18 protein-coding genes and 1 other annotated feature are annotated in these 17786 nt (G+C 46.3%); of the genes, 16 read left to right on the forward strand and 2 right to left on the reverse strand.

Annotated features, from left to right (window positions below):
• Positions 1-799 precede the first annotated feature (799 nt).
• The 10 genes from ACZM6M_RS07815 to rplL all read left to right on the forward strand — a co-directional run bounded on the left by ACZM6M_RS07815 (position 800) and on the right by rplL (position 8667).
• Positions 800-1849 carry a rod shape-determining protein gene (locus ACZM6M_RS07815; RefSeq protein ID WP_066550321.1) on the forward strand — a complete coding sequence of 350 codons (1050 nt, stop codon included), beginning with the start codon at positions 800-802 and terminating at the stop codon, positions 1847-1849.
• A 106-nt stretch (positions 1850-1955) separates the two neighbouring features.
• Positions 1956-4244, forward strand: coding sequence for an SF1B family DNA helicase RecD2 (gene recD2 / locus ACZM6M_RS07820; RefSeq protein ID WP_417045944.1), 2289 nt, complete (start codon positions 1956-1958; stop codon positions 4242-4244).
• A complete protein-coding gene (locus ACZM6M_RS07825; protein ID WP_417045945.1) occupies positions 4232-4966 on the forward strand; it encodes a ComF family protein in 735 nt (244 codons plus the stop codon). The genes recD2 and ACZM6M_RS07825 overlap by 13 nt, the downstream gene beginning before the upstream one ends.
• Positions 4967-5108: 142 nt before the next feature.
• A complete protein-coding gene (gene rpmG / locus ACZM6M_RS07830; protein ID WP_278284752.1) occupies positions 5109-5273 on the forward strand; it encodes a 50S ribosomal protein L33 in 165 nt (54 codons plus the stop codon).
• A 26-nt stretch (positions 5274-5299) separates the two neighbouring features.
• Positions 5300-5554 (forward strand): preprotein translocase subunit SecE, encoded by a 255-nt coding sequence (secE, locus tag ACZM6M_RS07835; RefSeq protein ID WP_066550307.1) that lies wholly within the window; start codon positions 5300-5302, stop codon positions 5552-5554.
• 21 nt (positions 5555-5575) lie between these two features.
• A complete protein-coding gene (nusG, locus tag ACZM6M_RS07840; RefSeq protein ID WP_066550304.1) occupies positions 5576-6091 on the forward strand; it encodes a transcription termination/antitermination protein NusG in 516 nt (171 codons plus the stop codon).
• 101 nt (positions 6092-6192) lie between these two features.
• Positions 6193-6618 (forward strand): 50S ribosomal protein L11, encoded by a 426-nt coding sequence (rplK, locus tag ACZM6M_RS07845; RefSeq protein ID WP_066550301.1) that lies wholly within the window; start codon positions 6193-6195, stop codon positions 6616-6618.
• 77 nt (positions 6619-6695) lie between these two features.
• Positions 6696-7391: a 50S ribosomal protein L1 gene (gene rplA, locus ACZM6M_RS07850; RefSeq protein WP_296039212.1), complete on the forward strand. Its 696-nt coding sequence runs from the start codon at positions 6696-6698 to the stop codon at positions 7389-7391.
• Between the two features lie 108 nt (positions 7392-7499).
• Positions 7500-7636: a sequence feature (ribosomal protein L10 leader region), on the forward strand.
• Positions 7637-7685: 49 nt separating this feature from the next.
• The gene (gene rplJ, locus ACZM6M_RS07855; RefSeq protein ID WP_066550294.1) at positions 7686-8186 is read left to right on the forward strand and encodes a 50S ribosomal protein L10; all 501 of its coding nucleotides are present in this window, start codon (positions 7686-7688) and stop codon (positions 8184-8186) included.
• A gap of 106 nt (positions 8187-8292) precedes the next feature.
• Entirely contained in the window at positions 8293-8667 is a 375-nt protein-coding gene (gene rplL / locus ACZM6M_RS07860) for a 50S ribosomal protein L7/L12 (protein WP_066550292.1), read from the forward strand.
• Between the two features lie 102 nt (positions 8668-8769).
• Here the strand turns inward: rplL and ACZM6M_RS07865 are convergent, their stop codons facing one another.
• Together ACZM6M_RS07865 and ACZM6M_RS07870 are read right to left on the reverse strand one after the other, a co-directional pair.
• Positions 8770-9324: a hypothetical protein gene (locus tag ACZM6M_RS07865; protein WP_418762411.1), complete on the reverse strand. Its 555-nt coding sequence runs from the start codon at positions 9322-9324 to the stop codon at positions 8770-8772.
• Between the two features lie 182 nt (positions 9325-9506).
• The gene (locus ACZM6M_RS07870; RefSeq protein ID WP_417045411.1) at positions 9507-10502 is read right to left on the reverse strand and encodes a PD-(D/E)XK nuclease family transposase; all 996 of its coding nucleotides are present in this window, start codon (positions 10500-10502) and stop codon (positions 9507-9509) included.
• A 389-nt stretch (positions 10503-10891) separates the two neighbouring features.
• Between ACZM6M_RS07870 and ACZM6M_RS07875 the strand changes: the two genes are divergently transcribed.
• The 6 genes from ACZM6M_RS07875 to ACZM6M_RS07900 all read left to right on the forward strand — a co-directional run bounded on the left by ACZM6M_RS07875 (position 10892) and on the right by ACZM6M_RS07900 (position 17768).
• Positions 10892-12703, forward strand: a complete 1812-nt coding sequence (locus ACZM6M_RS07875; RefSeq protein ID WP_489490085.1) for an argininosuccinate lyase — start codon at positions 10892-10894, stop codon at positions 12701-12703.
• Between the two features lie 137 nt (positions 12704-12840).
• Complete coding sequence (locus ACZM6M_RS07880; protein ID WP_296034524.1) at positions 12841-14010, forward strand: N-acetylmuramoyl-L-alanine amidase family protein; 1170 nt, start codon at positions 12841-12843, stop codon at positions 14008-14010.
• A gap of 239 nt (positions 14011-14249) precedes the next feature.
• A complete protein-coding gene (locus tag ACZM6M_RS07885; RefSeq protein WP_489490087.1) occupies positions 14250-15101 on the forward strand; it encodes a tyrosine-type recombinase/integrase in 852 nt (283 codons plus the stop codon).
• Positions 15102-15116: 15 nt separating this feature from the next.
• Complete coding sequence (locus ACZM6M_RS07890; RefSeq protein ID WP_340275816.1) at positions 15117-15992, forward strand: tyrosine-type recombinase/integrase; 876 nt, start codon at positions 15117-15119, stop codon at positions 15990-15992.
• A 141-nt stretch (positions 15993-16133) separates the two neighbouring features.
• Complete coding sequence (locus tag ACZM6M_RS07895; protein ID WP_242963042.1) at positions 16134-16898, forward strand: tyrosine-type recombinase/integrase; 765 nt, start codon at positions 16134-16136, stop codon at positions 16896-16898.
• A gap of 15 nt (positions 16899-16913) precedes the next feature.
• Positions 16914-17768 (forward strand): tyrosine-type recombinase/integrase, encoded by an 855-nt coding sequence (locus tag ACZM6M_RS07900; RefSeq protein WP_418926361.1) that lies wholly within the window; start codon positions 16914-16916, stop codon positions 17766-17768.
• Positions 17769-17786 lie beyond the last annotated feature (18 nt).

The following is a 17786-nucleotide window of genomic DNA, read 5'->3' on the forward strand; positions in this document are numbered from 1 at the left end:
TCTGCTTCTTCATAATGAATGCACTCTCCTTTTTGTTTTTGAAATACTTTTTGAAATTCCTTAATTGCATTACGAGTAGATTATACTTCCGATAAGGAAAAATATAGGGAGTGCACCAAAAAACCGCCCTCCGGTGTTGGCGTACCGGAGGGCGGTTCTGCCTGACAAATGTCATGCAATGGAATGGTAGGTATAATAAAAAAGAAAATGTTAAAAAAGGGGGGACCGGACGGATCGCTCCGTCCGGGTATGAGTATGAAAAAGCTTGTAACTAATTCTTCTATAGTATGCCCTAAAAATGTGATAAAAATATGGACGTTCTATAAAAAAAAGATGAAATTCCTTATAAAATTATTACGGGAAAATTACAACGCAAAACTGCAGTGAAGCACAATATAAAAATCCCGTCCGGACTTGCCGGACGGGATACATTCATAAATAGGGGGATGTTATTTTAGGGGGGCCGGACGGATCACTCCGTCCGGTATGAGTATGAAAAAGCTTTGTGATTTCAAGTAATCACTTGAAACAAAGGCCTGTCCACCTCTCGGTGAACAGTGTTCATCATAAACAATAATTATGTCTAAAAGATGTACACACTATTAAAAAATCATAAATAAAATAAATAAAGAAAAAAAGTCTTTGAAAACTGGACAATATTGTATATAATAGGTACTATCAATTAAAACGTAACTATCCACAGCCTTTTGCACAGATGAAAACTGAGCCGGGCTGTTTTTGCCTGCCCTGCGGAATGCTTCCGCACTGCACCTGGAGATAATGAGGAGGAAATATTCATATGTTTTCAATGATGTCAAATGACATTGGAATCGACTTAGGAACCGCCAGTATCCTTGTATATATCAAGGGTAAGGGCGTTGTATTAAAAGAGCCGTCAGTAGTTGCCATTGACCGGGATACCAATAAGATCATGGCGATCGGCGAGGAAGCCCGTCTTATGATCGGACGTACTCCCGGCAATATTGTAGCAGTCCGTCCTCTGCGTCAGGGCGTTATTTCCGATTACACGATTACGGAAAAGATGATGAAGTATTTCATTAACAAGGCAGTTGGCAAGCGTACCTTAAGGAAGCCCCGCATCAGCGTATGTATTCCCAGCGGCGCGACTGAGGTAGAGAAAAAGGCAGTAGAGGATGCAACCTACCAGGCAGGCGCCCGTGAGGTTGCCATCATTGAGGAACCCGTAGCCGCAGCTATCGGAGCAGGCATTGACATTGGAAAGGCCTGCGGAAATATGATCGTTGACATCGGAGGCGGTACCGCAGATATCGCTGTGATTTCTCTGGGAGGCCCGGTTGTAAGCACCTCCATCAAAATTGCCGGTGATGACTTTGACGAGGCTCTGGTTCGCTATATGAGAAAGAAACACAATCTTCTGATCGGTGAGCGTACTGCTGAGGAAATCAAGATCAATATTGGTGCGGCCTCCCGCCGTCCGGAGGTTCTGACCATGGAGGTCAGAGGCCGGAACCTGGTGACAGGCCTTCCAAAAACCATTGTAGTTTCCTCTGAGGAGACACTGGAAGCGCTCAGAGAGCCGGCTCTTCAGATTGTAGACGCGGTACACAATGTATTAGAGCGTACTCCGCCGGAGCTGGCAGCGGATATTTTCGACCGCGGTATTGTTATGACAGGCGGCGGCTCCCTTTTAAGCGGTCTGGATGCGCTGATTGAAGAAAAGACAGGCATTACCACTGTGATCGCTGAGGATCCTTTGACAGCCGTAGCCATCGGAACCGGTAAATTCATCGAATTTGCTCATGGTATGACTTCTGCTCTGGAGGCTTCCATGGGAATCGGCGGCGGCAAAGAGCGGGACGATTATTAAAGCTTTATAAACCATAGAAGAACCCGGATTTCAGCCGGGTTCTTTTTATCACCGGTCCCCATCCGAGGGAAGAATCCATACAGAAGCAAAAGGCGGTATCCTTACTATGGCAACCATCACAGGATTTATTGAAAAAATAAAATTTCGGAATGAAGAAAACGGTTACACCATTATGACTGTCATCGATCAGAGCGACGGAGACGAAGTTGTGATGGTGGGAACGGTTTCCTATGCCGCAGAAGGCGATATGATCCAGGCCACAGGCCGTATGACAGAGCACCCTGTTTACGGTGAACAGCTTCAGATTGAAAGTTATGAGCTGAAAAACCCCGAAGATGCCGCTTCTATGGAGCGCTATCTGGGTTCCGGAGCCATCAAGGGGGTAGGCGCAGCTCTGGCAGCCCGGATCGTGCGCCGTTTTAAGGCAGATACCTTCCGGATCATGGAGGAAGAACCCGAACGCCTGTCAGAGATTAAGGGCATCAGCGAAAAAATGGCTATGGCTATCGGAGAACAGGTTCAGGAAAAGCGGGATATGCGTCAGGCCATGATGTTTCTTCAAAACTACGGCATCACCCTGAATCTGGCTGCTAAAATTTATCAGGAATATGGCCCGAAGCTGTACAGCATTATCAAGGAAAATCCCTATCGTCTGGCGGACGATATTCCGGGCGTTGGCTTTAAAATGGCAGACGAAATAGCCCGGAAAGTGGGAATTTTCACAGATTCCGATTACCGGATAAAAGCAGGTATCCTGTATGTGCTCCTGCAGGCGTCTGCAAACGGTCATACCTATCTGCCAAAGAGCCGGCTGTTTGAACAGGCGTCGGAGCTTTTAAAGGTGGCGCCCGAAACCATGGACAAGCACCTGATGGATATGCAGATCGACCGGAAACTGGTAGTAAAAATGCCCTTTTGCGAAGAAGGCCAGACCGCTGATCCGCTGATCTACTCCTCCCATTATTACTATCTGGAATTAAATACTGCCCGTATGCTTCACGACTTAAACATCCGGGGTGATATCCCGGAAACAGAGATTAAAACCAACCTTTTGAAAATCCAGAAGCAGGAAAAGATCCACCTGGACGAGCTTCAGGAACAGGCGGTTTACGAGGCAGTGAACAGCGGGCTTTTAGTCATCACCGGCGGTCCCGGTACGGGAAAAACCACCACGATCAACGCGATCATCCGTTATTTTGAGGCTGAGGGCATGGAAATCCTTCTGGGAGCGCCTACCGGCCGCGCAGCCAAGCGCATGACCGAAGCTACCGGCTGGGAGGCCAGAACCATTCACCGCATGCTGGAGCTGGTTCCCATCGGGATAACCGGTTCTGGAAATAACGCATCCTCCGGCAATTCCACAGCGGGTATGCGTTTTGACCGGAATGAAGAGAATCCCCTGGATGCAGACGTGATCATTATTGATGAAATGTCTATGGTGGATATCAGCCTGATGCACTCTCTTTTGAGAGCTGTCAACGTGGGAACCCGGCTGATTCTGGTAGGTGATGTGGATCAGCTCCCCAGCGTAGGCCCCGGAAATGTTTTAAAAGATATCATAGGCTCCGGCTGTTTTAATGTAGTAAAGCTGACGCGTATCTTCCGTCAGGCAGCTCAGAGCGATATCATTGTAAATGCTCACCGCATCAACGAAGGCGAGACGGTAGATCTGTCCAAGCGAAGCCGGGATTTTCTTTTCATCCGCCGCGACAATCCTGATGCTGTCATAAGTGCCGCCATTACTCTGATTCAGAAAAAGCTTCCCGGCTACGTCCAGGCACAGGAAAATGAAATTCAGGTCATGACGCCTATGCGGAAAGGCGCTCTGGGGGTAGAACGGCTGAACCAGATCCTGCAGAACCATTTGAATCCCCCTTCGCCGGAGAAAAAGGAAAAAGAGGCCGGAGGGATTATTTACCGCACCGGAGACAAGGTCATGCAGATCCGCAACAACTATCAGCTGGAGTGGGAAATCCGCAGCCGCTATGGTATCCCTATTGACAAGGGCTCCGGCGTTTTCAACGGCGATATGGGTGTGATACGGGAAATCAACGAGTATGCAGAGCTCCTTACCGTGGAATTTGACGAAGGGAAACTGGTGGAATACAGCTTTAAGCAGCTGGAGGAGCTGGAATTAGCCTACGCCATTACCATCCACAAATCCCAGGGAAGCGAGTATCCGGCTGTCATTATCCCCATGTATTCCGGCCCTCGGATGCTTATGACCCGAAATCTCCTCTATACCGCCGTCACCAGAGCCCGTTCCTGTGTCTGTCTGGTAGGACGGCCCGATGCATTTTACACCATGGCCTCAAATGCAATGGAACAGGAACGCTGTTCCGGCTTAAAGGTGCGAATCGAAGAAATCTATAAGGAGGAATCATGCACCCAATAATGCCCCTGTCCCGTCTGTATGCCGGCTTTCTGGATCTTCTCTATCCCCGCCGGTGCCCTGTGTGCTCTGAAATTGTCATGCCGAAAGGAAATCTGATCTGCCCGGACTGTATGGAAAAGCTGGCCTTTGTCCGCCGTCCCGTGTGCAAATGCTGCGGCAAAGAGATTATAAGCCCTGAGGCCGAATACTGCTTTGACTGTACCAGACATCCCCATTCCTTTGATTCAGGGATGGCGTTGATCAATTACAATGATACAGCCAGCCGTTCCATGGCCCTGATCAAATACCACGGACGCAGGGAATATCTGGATTTTTATTCCGAGGCCATGTTCCGGCGCTTTGGCCCGGCGATCCGCCGCCTTTCTCCTGACTGCATTATCCCTGTGCCCGTCCATAAAAGCCGCCTGAAAAAGCGGGGATTTAATCAGGCTCAGGAGCTGGGGATCCGCCTTTCAGCAAAGACCGGGATTTCCATGAGAACTGAATTTCTGAAACGTACAAAAAAGACTCTGCCCCAAAAGGAACTGGATGCGGGAGCACGCCTCAAAAATCTGGAACAGGCCTTTGTATGCGGCAGGCTCCCGTCCGGAATACGCACCGTACTTCTGGTGGATGATATCTACACCACCGGAAGCACCATGGAAGCCTGCTCCAGAGCCTTAAAGAATGCCGGGGCAGAGCGGATTATCCCTGCGGTCATCTGTATCGGCTCAGGCCGTTAAAAACTCTTCATAAAAAAGACCGTCCTTCCTCTTGACGAACGCCGGATTTTTGTGTTATATTATACGGGCGAATGGAAGACAGGTCTTTTTTTTATGCTCAAAATTAAGACCTGAAGCAACTCAATGATTTACGATAAATTAAATGGAGGTGGAAGTCGTGCGCACAAAGATCACACTGGCATGTACAGAATGCAAGCAGCGTAACTACAACATGACGAAGGATAAGAAGACTCATCCGGACCGCATGGAGACCAAGAAGTACTGCAGATTCTGCAAGAGACATACGTTACACAAGGAAACAAAGTAATCCTGTTCAGTAAAGGACGTGAAATTATGGAAGAAAATACAGTGAATACTGCTGTAGAAACCACCGAAAAAGCGGCCAGGGCTGACAAGAAAACGGCTAAGCACGAGAAAAAGCCAAGCTTTTTCAAGGGCCTGAAAAAAGAGTACAAAAAGATCGTCTTTGCTGATAAGGAAACCGTAGCCAAGCAGACAGTTGCAGTGGTGATCATGTCCATTTTCATCGGTGTACTGATCGGCGTACTGGACATGGTTATGAAATTCGGTTTAAGTTTTATTCTTTAATTCAAAGGCGAGGGTGATTGTATGTCAGAAGCACATTGGTATGTAGTCCATACCTACTCAGGTTATGAGAACAAAGTCAAAGTCGATATCGAGAAGACCATTGAAAACAGAAATCTTCAGGATCAGATCCTTGAAGTGTCTGTGCCCATGCTCCCTGTAGTAGAGCTGAAAAACGGCGTGGAGAAGAAAGCCGACAAAAAGATGTTCCCGGGTTATGTACTGATCAACATGGTCATGAATGATGACACATGGTACGTAGTACGCAATACCCGAGGCGTTACAGGCTTTGTTGGTCCGGGCTCCAAACCGGTTCCTCTGACAGAAGAAGAGATGGCAAGTCTGGGCTTCGTAAAGACAGATGTCTTAGTCGATTTTGAAGTGGGAGATATGATAACCGTTATCTCCGGTGCATGGAAGGATACTGTAGGCGCCATTAAGGCTGTCAATGACAGTAAACAGACCATCACCATCAATGTAGAAATGTTCGGCCGCGAGACACCGGTCGAGCTGGGATTTGCTGAAGTCAAGAAGATGTAAGCAGATCTGTGGAACAGACAAAAAGATCAGCTTTTGCGGGTGCGAAGGCTGGTGGGAGGGACATTCCCGACAATACCACATGATTTTAGGAGGTGCCTAAGATGGCAAAGAAAGTAACAGGATATATCAAATTACAGATTCCAGCAGGCAAGGCTACACCAGCTCCGCCAGTTGGTCCGGCTCTTGGTCAGCACGGTGTAAACATCGTACAGTTCACCAAGGAGTTCAATGCTAGAACAGCAGATCAGGGCGACATGATCATCCCTGTAGTTATTACCGTATACGCTGACAGAAGCTTCAGCTTCATCACAAAGACTCCGCCTGCAGCAGTTCTGATCAAGAAGGCCTGCAGCATTAAGAGCGGTTCCGGCGTTCCTAACAAGACCAAGGTTGCCGTATTAAAGAAGGCTGATCTGCAGAAGATCGCAGAGACAAAGATGCCAGACTTAAACGCAGCAAGCCTGGAAGCAGCTATGAGCATGGTAGCCGGTACTGCAAGAAGTATGGGCGTTACCATCGAGGAGTAATAGGAATACCCGTTGTATTTGCAACAGAGAACGTGGGAGGGAGATTCCCCGTCAATACCACTAGGAGGTTATTTTAAATGAAATCAGGAAAAAGATATGCAGAGGCTATGAAGAACGTAGACCGCGCTGCACTTTATGACGTAGCAGACGCTATCTCTATCGTTAAGAAGAACGCTTCTGCAAAATTTGACGAGACTGTAGAGCTTCATATCAGAACAGGATGTGACGGACGTCACGCTGATCAGCAGATCCGCGGCGCTGTTGTACTTCCTCACGGAACCGGTAAGACCGTTCGTATTCTGGTATTCGCAAAGGGACCAAAGGCTGACGAGGCACAGGCAGCAGGAGCTGACTTTGTAGGAGCTGAGGAGCTGATCCCGAAGATCCAGAACGAAGGATGGCTGGATTTCGACGTTGTAGTAGCAACTCCTGACATGATGGGCGTTGTTGGTCGTCTGGGCCGTGTACTTGGACCCAAGGGCTTAATGCCAAACCCAAAGGCTGGTACCGTAACCATGGACGTAACCAAGGCTATCAACGATATCAAAGCTGGTAAGATCGAATACAGACTTGACAAGACAAACATTATCCATGTGCCAGTAGGAAAAGCTTCCTTCACCGAGGAGCAGTTAGCGGACAACTTCCAGACGCTTATGGACGCTATCTTAAAGGCAAAGCCAAGCACTGTAAAGGGCGCATACTTAAAGAGCGTAGCTCTTACCTCTACTATGGGTCCTGGCGTAAAGCTGAACGTAGCAAAGCTTTCCAACTAATTTGGAGTCCAGAATATAGAATCACAGCGGACAGCGCATTTTTGCGGGTCCGCTGTTTTATATTTTCTTGAAAAATAAGTTGACATTTTAAAATAAATGTGCTATCTTAGTACAAGTGTTGAATGCCCGAAGACAGCAGGTACCGTAAGGTGTAAGTTTAACGCCTGCCGAGGAACATACAAAACTCTGATCGAGATTTTGCGTCCTCTCTGTCCATGTGGCAGGGAGGTTTTTTATATCCGTTCCCATGCTATGGTTTTCAATGCACAAATACTATAAGGAGGTAAACCATTCATGGCAAAAGTTGAATTAAAGCAGCCAATCGTTGACGAGATCAAGGCTATGCTGGACGGCGCATGCGGCGCAGTTGTTGTTGACTACCGCGGCCTGACAGTTGAGCAGGATACAAGACTGCGTAAGCAGTTAAGAGAAGCTGGCGTGTCTTACAAGGTATACAAGAATACCCTGATCAAGCGTGCCGCAGAAGGAACAGAGTTCGCAGCTCTGGATCCACATCTGGAAGGACCTACTGCTCTTGCAGTATCCAAGGATGATGCTACTGCACCTGCAAGAATCCTTGCTGAGTTCGCAAAGACAGCTCCAAATCTGGAACTGAAGGGCTCCGTAGTAGAAGGAACCTACTACGATCAGGCTGGTACTCAGGTGATCGCTACAATCCCATCCAGAGAGGTACTTCTTGGCAAGCTGCTTGGAAGCATCCAGTCCCCAATCACCAATCTGGCACGCGTTCTCAACCAGATCGCAGAAAAGAACGGTGGCGCAGCAGAAGCATAAGCTTCAATGCAAAATTTGGCCGCCCGCAGCCGCTTAGACCGGCATGGGCCGCATAAGATGAAAGACCATATTATCGAAAGTAAATAATAAACAGGAGGAAATTAAAATGGCAAAGTTAACAACCGCTGAGTTTATCGAAGCTATCAAGGAATTATCCGTATTAGAACTGAACGAGTTAGTAAAGGCATGTGAGGAAGAGTTTGGCGTATCTGCAGCAGCAGGCGTTGTAGTTGCAGCAGCAGGTGCTGGCGCAGCAGCAGCTGAGGAGAAGACTGAGTTCGACGTAGAGCTGACTGAGGTTGGTCCTAACAAGGTTAAGGTTATCAAGGTTGTTCGTGAAGCTACCGGTCTTGGCCTGAAGGAAGCTAAGGACGTAGTTGACGGCGCACCAAAGGTATTAAAGCAGGGCGCTTCCAAGGAAGAGGCAGAGGATATCAAGACAAAGTTAGAGGCAGAGGGAGCAAAGGTTACTCTGAAGTAATCTGGCTTTTCGCTGATAACGTCCTGAGATATCATTCCTGTATCAACGGATATAATAAGAACCGCAGATCTGTGAAAATGGATCCTGCGGTTCTTTTTTATACTATGCAATATATACACCGTTTACATCTACACGGTACTGGCCGACCATGGTATCTTTTGCCATACTGCAGTCGGAATCATTAAAGAAATACCATTTTTCTCCCAGTTCTTTCCATCCTCTGGCAGCAGCGCCGGTTTCTGTGAGATAATACCATTTTCCTGCATAATCCAACCAGGTGTTGGTCATCATCCGTCCGTCGCCTCCCATATAATACCAGGAGCCGCCGTCCTCAACCCAGATATTGCTGGCCCGAGCACCCTGGGCATTTACCCAGTACCACTGGCCTTCGGTATAGACCCATTTCTGCTTTGACATTTCCCCGTCTTCCTGCATCCAGTAGCGGTTGTTTCCGTCCTGAATCCACTGGTTTTTCACGGGATTTCCGTTTGCATCAAAATAATACCAGTGATTCTGTACGTCCACCCATCCTGATTTTCTGGAAGTAGCCACCGGATTTACAGAAGTTGTTACATCTGCCAGACTTATAAAAGCAGATCCGGTTCCCATCACTGCTGCCAACCCCAAAGCAGCCATTGTTTTTGTAAAACGTTTCATAACTCTTCTCCTTTCTGATAATCGTCTGAAAACTAACGTTTCATAATGATATAGTATATCCGTCGTCAAATTCTGTCAATTAAAAAATGCAGTAAAAAAGCCCGGCAGACGCAGCAGAAAATACATCCTGCCGCATGCGCCGGACCTGTTTTAAAACCTCTCCAAATATACGTGTCAATGTATCATGCTTCTGTGATTTTTAACTCAATCAGCTTCTTTTGAAATTCATCCGGGGATAGACTGCACTTTTCAGCTGCCTGTTTTAAGGTCAAAGTCCCATCAGAAATGAGATCGTAGTAGGTTTTGTATTTACCGGTTTCAAGACCTGTCTTTAATCCTTTTTCTAGCCCTTCTTTCTCTCCCCTGTCCAACATAAACTGGCTGTACGTACACATCTTTGACACCTCCTCATTAAATTCCTTTGTTCTGGGAATGCCGTATTCGGTTTCAAGCTTTTTCAGCCGCTCCTCCGGCGGTGCATTATCTGTGAAAATGGTCTGCAGCATTCCAAGCAGATGTTCCTCTGTTTCGCCATGCCCCAGCCGTATGAAAACAGCGCTCATCAGATCATAGTTTTTCTTAGGGATATCTATTTTCCTATAAATATCCTTTTTGGCTATGGTAAACCCTGTAATAGACTGCTGCATATTTTTAGGGATATCATCTCCCATACAGATCCATATGCTGTAGACCTTTTGAATCACATTATAATTCGTATCTCTTGAAACCGTTTGAAGCTGATTTGAAATCATACGGGACATATAATAAATGGCCCTTTTTTCAAGCGGATATCCAAGACGGCTTTCACGCGCAGCATTCTGGGCTTCCACATCAATATACAAATACACCTGAGTTTTCGTACGGTTTGGCAGCAGTGCCCGCAGCCGGACATCATAGTATACCGTGGTTTGTAAATAAGCAGTATCTTCCTTGTCGAGTCCCTGAATCTGTTCCGGGAAACCATTTACCGGCAGATAAAGTTCTATCTGATCTGGTTCGATATAGGTTTCGGCAATTTCATGGACTGGTGTATCCGCATATTCAGGAATAACACCTTTCAGTATATTTGCCAAAACCCATCGTGACTTCAAAACGGCCTTGCATACATGATCTGTTTTCTGGGCGTCAGAACCCGCCGAAAGAATTGTATTAGCCGTATATGTGTTTTGTAAATTCATTCCGTCCTTTCCCACGCACTCCTGTTTTGATTATAGCATCCGGCTATTTAAGACGCAAGAGCAACGGAAACAGTTTTCTTTTCATTAAATTTACATCCATGTACACAGATAAATACAATAATACACTTATTCAATACTTTTGTAATAATTACGTAAGAAAATGCACAGGTAAAAGTTATGGCTTTTTTTCGGAATTTATAATATACTATGTCATGTGATGGAGCTGGTTATTCATCCGGGAAATATCAATATTCCTAAAAATAAGCAGTTTTTGCAAAAAATGCAAAAAAAGTATTGATAATTTTCCTTATCGGAAGTATAATCTACTCGTAATGCAATTAAGGAATTTCAAAAAGTATTTCAAAAACAAAAAGGAGAGTGCATTCATTATGAAGAAGCAGACAAAGTTAGTTGCTGTACTTTCAACAGCAGCACTGCTCGCTATCGGCGCTTCCATGACTTCTTTCGCAGCTACTGGCTGGGCAGAGGAAGACGGAACATGGGTATATTATGACCGTGACGGCGAGAGAGCAACCGATTCCTGGAAGAAGTCCGGAAACAACTGGTATTACTTAGACAGCGACGGTGAGATGGCGATCGATCAGCTCATCGAGGACGGCGATAACTACTACTACGTAGATATCAACGGCGTTATGGCTTCTAACCAGTGGGTTGCAATTGAGAACGAGGATGCTGGCGAGGATGACGAGCCAGAGCACTACTGGTATTACTTCCAGGCAAACGGCAAGGCTTTAACCAATGGTGACAACGATAAGGTTTCCTTAAAGACCATCAACGGTAAGAAGTACGCTTTCGATGACGAAGGTAAGATGCTGTACGGCTGGGTTGACGAAGACAGCGCAGAGCGCGTTGACGATACAGACAGTGACGGCTTCAAGGAAGGCGTTTACTACTTCGGCGGCGAAGATGACGGTGCTATGACCACTGGTTGGTTACAGCTTGACATCACATACGATGAGGCAACAACAGATGACTACAAGTACACTGCTGCTGCATTCAACGATGATGAGGATCAGACACGTTGGTTCTACTTCAAGTCCAATGGTAAGAAGATCTTCGCTGAGGACGGCGACAGAACCAAGGATAAGACCATCAATGGTAAGAAGTATGCATTTGACGAGTACGGCGCAATGGTAGCTGAGTGGTCTCTGGATGAAGAAGATCTGGGTACCAATCCTCAGGCATTTACTTCCAGCGTAGCTTCTTCCGCAGAGGTAATCACAGGTAAGGCATTCGATTCCAAGTATACCGAGTCTTGGAAGTACTTCAGCAGTGTTGAAGACGGTGCTCGTGTAAGCAAGGGCTGGTTCAAGGTAGTTCCTGCTGAGTTCCTGAACGAAGATAAGTACAACGATGACGAGGACTTCTGGTACTATGCAGATGGCAGCGGCAACCTGTACGCAGGCGAGTTCAAGACCATCAAGGGCAAGAAGTATGCATTCCGTAACGACGGCCGTATGCTGAATGGCCTGAAGTTCATCAAGGAAGATGCTGACAACCAGAGCCTGAGCGTATACGCTGATGATGATGATACATGGAACTTCGATAACGAGGATGACTTCCTTGATCACGCAGCTGAGTTCTATGAGCCAGAAGGCTACAAGTGCTTCTACTTCGGTGACGGAGATGACGGCGCTATGAGAACCAACAAGACCAACGTTGAGATCGACGGCGAGAACCACAACTTCTACTTCGAGAAGTCCGGCGGCAACAAGGGTGCTGGTGTAACTGGTGAGGAAGATGACAAGCTGTACCAGTCCGGTATGCTGTTAAAGGCTGATTCCGATGACAAGTACATCGTTGTTGAGAAGACAACTCATGTAAATGCTGACGGCAAGGCTGAGTACAGCACCTACCGCAAGCTGGATGACGCTAAGGAGTTCATGAACGCTGAAGGCGTAGTTGTTAAGGATGAGTTAGACGGCAAGAATGGTAATGAGGCTGTAAATATCGGAAACGGTAACACCAAGAAGGCTGAGGATCTGTCCGAGGCATACTCCATCACCTACAAGACCGAGGCTAATTCCAAGGGCGACAAGAAGGAGTACATCCTTGTAAATACCTCTGGTAAGATCGTTGATGGCAAGGGCAAGAACAAGGACGGCAGCGATTACTACTATGTAACCGAGAAGAAGGCTAACGGCGAGAACAGCATTGTTGCTATCTACGTTGAGGACTAATCTTCGGATCAACATTCAGTCAGATTTAATATGACATAAGGGGGAAGCGTTATAGCTGATATAGAGATATGTTAGCTGTAGCGCTTCTTTTTATATTTCAATATACCCTTCAAAATGATACCAAAAGGAGGCTTTTCATGATCAGAAAACGTTTATTGTGCTTTGGACTGGCCGCTGTGATGGCTGCGTCCTCTTCTCTTCCGGCTTTTGCTGCCGTAAATACATCCTTTTCCAGTACATCTATGGAAAACTGCGGCGCTTATCTCTTTGAATGGCGTCCCATTGACTGCGGAAATGGAAATTATTTTGCAATTCTTGTAGGCGGAAATACCATTACTGAAAGCAATGTGATCTTAAACAGAGGCTATGATTATGCCTATACCTTTGATCCCATGACCTATGCAAGACCATGGGGTACTGTGCCGGATCTGGTAAATACCGATGGAGTCTGGGCGATTCCTGAAAACTGGGGAAGTCTGCCGGAAGGCACTCAACCGGTGCTCCAGATCATCCTTAAAACTAATAATAAAAATCTGGATACGGATAAACGCTATATCAATGTAGTCCATCTTCCCAACGGCACTGACACCTCTTCTCTCCCGCCGGAGGTACGCAAATACCTCATCAATGTAGATGGTTCCGATGCCGGCGCTTACAATGGTACGGTTACTCCCGGATGGCAGACAGAAGCAGACGGCTCGAAAAAATACTTAAAGCCCGATGGAACCTATATTACAAATGGCTGGCTTACTCTGGAAGATGAGCAGTATTACATGGATGAACGCGGAGTAATGCTTAAGGATACCGTTACGCCGGACGGCCATTATGTAACGCCGGAAGGCAAGCGCGTGTCCTATATGCCAGGTTGGTTCCAGGATACGGACGGCTGGCGCTACATCCAGAAGAACGGCTATTATCTGGCAAACTCCTGGTTCCAGGATACAGACGGAAAATACTATTACTTCAATATGGCGGCCCTGATGGCTGTAAATACAGATACTCCGGACGGATATCATGTAGATGAAAACGGCGTATGGGACGGGAATGCTTCTACGGTTGTAAAAGAAACCGTAAATCTGGGGCCCGGCGTCGCAACCGGCTGGGAGCCTGTCGATATCGGCTGGAAATTCAGGCAGTCTGACGGCTCTTATCTCACCAACAGCTGGAAACAGGATCCGGACGGAAAATGGTATTATCTCAACGAGGACGGCTGGATGTTAAAGGATACTACTACGCCGGACGGCTTCTATGTAGATGAAAACGGTGTATGGCAGCAGGATGCAGCTGCTCCTGAGACAGCTGAATAAAACAAAATCAAATACCGACAAAATAGAAAGGCATGGGAGAATCGTTCTCATGCCTTTTTTCAGACACATAAGATGACAGTTTTGTTTATTTTTGTCTATCTTTGTTAAATTTTCATAAAACAGATGACAAATATACTATTTTTATATATTTTTTGTACTTTATTAACAATTTGACTATTTCATTTTCAATTGTATCTGTGATATTATCATTTTCAAAATTTATTTTAAGGAGGCACAGCATGAAACAGCTGCCATCTAATGTCACAGGGAAAGACGCCATGGCGGAAACGCTGACCGCCTTTCAAATCTTTCTTCAAAACCGTGATATGTCCCCAAATACGATTTCCTCTTACATGTTCGGAGCCAAGGATTTTCTTGAACGGTACGGCGAGATCACCCCGGAACATATCAGCCTTTACAAAGCCTATCTTATCGATCACTACCGTCCGCAGACTGTAAATGCCAGAATACGTGCTCTGAATTCATTTCTCAGATTCCAGCAAAAAGAAAATATGAATACGCAGCTTTTAAAAATTCAACAAAAAAAATATACCGAATATGTGATCAGCCAGGGAGACTATGAGTATCTGAAGCAACGGCTTCTGGAGGATGAACAATTGACCTTTTACTATATCGTGCGTCTGATCGCAGCCACAGGCGTACGGGTCAGCGAACTGGTGGAATTTAACTGCGAAGACGTCGCCCACGGATACCGGAACATCATTTCAAAAGGCAATAAAATAAGGCGTGTATATATTCCGTCAGGACTGCAAATCAGGCTGAAGGACTGGCTTTCCAATGAAGGCCGAAAAAAGGGGCCTCTTTTTTTGAATCACAGCGGATGCCGTATGTCTGTCTCAGGAGTACGCAAACAGTTAAAGGTACTTGGATGCCGCTATGGACTTGACCCAAGAGTTGTATATCCCCATTCACTGCGCCACAGGTTTGCCAAAAATTTTATTGAAAGCGGCGGAGATATTTCTTTTTTATCCTATCTTCTTGGACATGAAAGCATTGAAACTACCCGAATTTATCTGCGGCGGACCAGCACTGAGCAGGCGCGGATTTTCAATCAGGTCGTAAACTGGTAGGAGGCGGGATGTATCATGGGACAACGAAAAAAGCCGAAGGAACCGGAGGAGGAATTTATCCTGTATCTGAAGGAGCATGGGGCATCAGAACACACCGTTGACAGCTGTCTGGCTGCTCTCCGGCTCTTTTTCAGGCTCTATGGAGAAATCAGCGCAGAGAATCTGGATGCATTCAGACGGTATCTGATGGAGCACTATAAAATTTCTACCGTAAACAGCCGGATCTATGGTATAAACCGCTTTCTGGCTTACTGTTCTGAGTGTAAAAACTCTTATGAAACAAGTGGGAAATGGGCACTTCCGGAAAAAAATTTCCGCCTTGGCGTAATCCGCAGCCAGAATCCTCCATTTCTGGATAATATTATTTCAGAAAAGGATTATGAAAAGCTTAGAGACAATCTGAAAAAAGACCGGGATATGAAATGGTATTTTGCAGTGCGGTTCCTGGCCTGTACTGGAGCCAGAGTCAGTGAGCTGATCCAGATCAAACGGGAGCATATACAGCTTGGATATATGGATCTGTATACAAAAGGCGGAAAGGTGCGCAGGATTTATTTCCCCGACTATCTCTGTTCAGAAGCTTCCGGGTGGATGGACTCGCAGAACATGGGATCCGGTTTTCTGTTCCGCAACCGAAAAGGCGGAGCCGTTTCTCCCCGCTGGATCAATAGCCAGCTTAAGCTCCGTGCCAGACAGTATGGTATTCCGGAGGAAACGGTATATCCACACTCCTTCCGCCACCGGTTCGCTAAAAATTTCCTGGCCCGCTGCAATGATATTGCTCTGCTTGCGGATCTGATGGGACATGAAAGTATTGAAACCACGCGGATCTATCTGACAAAATCTTCCCAGGAACAGCGTGAGATCATTGATTCTATCGTAACCTGGTAGCTATCCAGCCCCCACACTTACATTTTCTAAAAAATCGGTCTAGGATGGATGAAAAAAGGAGGATTCATTATGAATGCGATTACAAAATCATCATCTGTCCGGGGATTGGAGGTTTTCCTGGAGCACCTTCAGGAGAAAAATATGTCCGATAACACCATCTGCGTTTACCGCTATGCTGTGGAGCAGTTTTACAGGCTCTATCCCCAGCTTACTTCCAGAAATCTGCAGCTTTACAAAGTTTATCTGCTTGAGCATTATAAGCCCCAGACTGTAAACTTAAGACTCAGGGCAATAAACTGTTTTATAGAAGATAAAAAGCTCCGGTCTTCTCCTGCCCCCATGATACGGATCCAGCAGAAAACCTGGCTGGATAAGATTATCAGTCAGGCCGATTATGAATATCTGAAACAGAGGCTTTTAGAGGATGAGGAAATGGTCTATTATTTCCTCGTTCGTCTTATGGCGGCTACCGGAGTCAGGGTCAGCGAGCTTGTAACCTTTCAGGTAGGGGATGTACACTGCGGTTTTAAGGATCTGTATTCCAAAGGGGATAAGATGAGGAGGATTTATATTCCTTCAAATCTTCGAAAAGCCTTTTTTAAATGGGATGACTTTACAGCCCGTACAGATGGAGCCCTGTTTTTAAACCGCTTTGGAGCTCCTATTACTCCCTCCGGCATACGCTCGCGGTTGAAAACCTTTGCCGCACGGTATGGATTGGATCCGGAGGTAATGTACCCCCACTCTTTCCGCCACCGGTTCGCCAAAAACTTTATTGAAGCCTGCGGGGATATTTCTCTGCTGGCAGATCTTTTGGGACATGAGAGCATTGAAACTACGCGGATTTATCTGCGCAGAAGCAGCGCAGAACAATACAGGATCGTAAATAAGGTAGTAGACTGGTGAAAGGAGACATATGGGATGAATGTGAACAATGGAAACTCCCTGCTCCCGGAGGATCGAATCGAGGAATTTAAAAGCATGCTTTCAGAAAATGGAGCGTCGGAAAATACGGTAAGGGTATATGCGGCGTCTGTGCGGGAATTTTATAAAAATCATCAGGAGCTGACCGTAGACGAATTACAGGACTATAAAAGAGAGCTTTTGAAAAAATACCGGCCTGCAACAGTAAATACACGGATCTATGGGATCAACCAATATGTGAAGTACCAAAAAAACAGTGGAATTCCGGAAGATTTCCGGCTTCCTCCTGTGCGGTGCCAGCAGAAACCATTTCTCAACAATATAATCTCAAAACGGGATTATGAAAAACTGAAAAAGGGACTTTTGAAGGATCAGGATCTATTCTGGTACTTTGTAGTGCGGTTCCTGGGCGCTACAGGAGCCAGAGTAAGCGAATTGGTTCAGATCAAGGCAGAACACATTGCCGTAGGCTGTATGGATCTGTACACGAAAGGGGGAAAAATGCGCCGTATTTATTTTCCCAGACAGCTTTGCAGGGAAATGGCTGTGTGGCTAAAACAGAGAGAACTGTCATCCGGATATATATTTACCAGCCGCTGCGGAAAGCCCATTACTCCCAGAGGGATCGGCTTACAGCTTAAAGTGCTTGCAAAACGATACCGGATCCGGCCTGAAACGGTATATCCCCATTCCTTCCGCCATCGGTATGCAAAAAATTTTCTTGAAAAATTCAATGATATTTCCCTGCTGGCAGACCTTATGGGACATGACAGCATCGAAACCACGCGCATCTATCTGACCCGTTCCTCACAGGAACAGCAAAAGGTGATTGACCGGGTAGTAACCTGGTAATATAATACAACCATTAAT

The sequence above is a fragment of the Enterocloster sp. genome, from assembly GCF_057861365.1.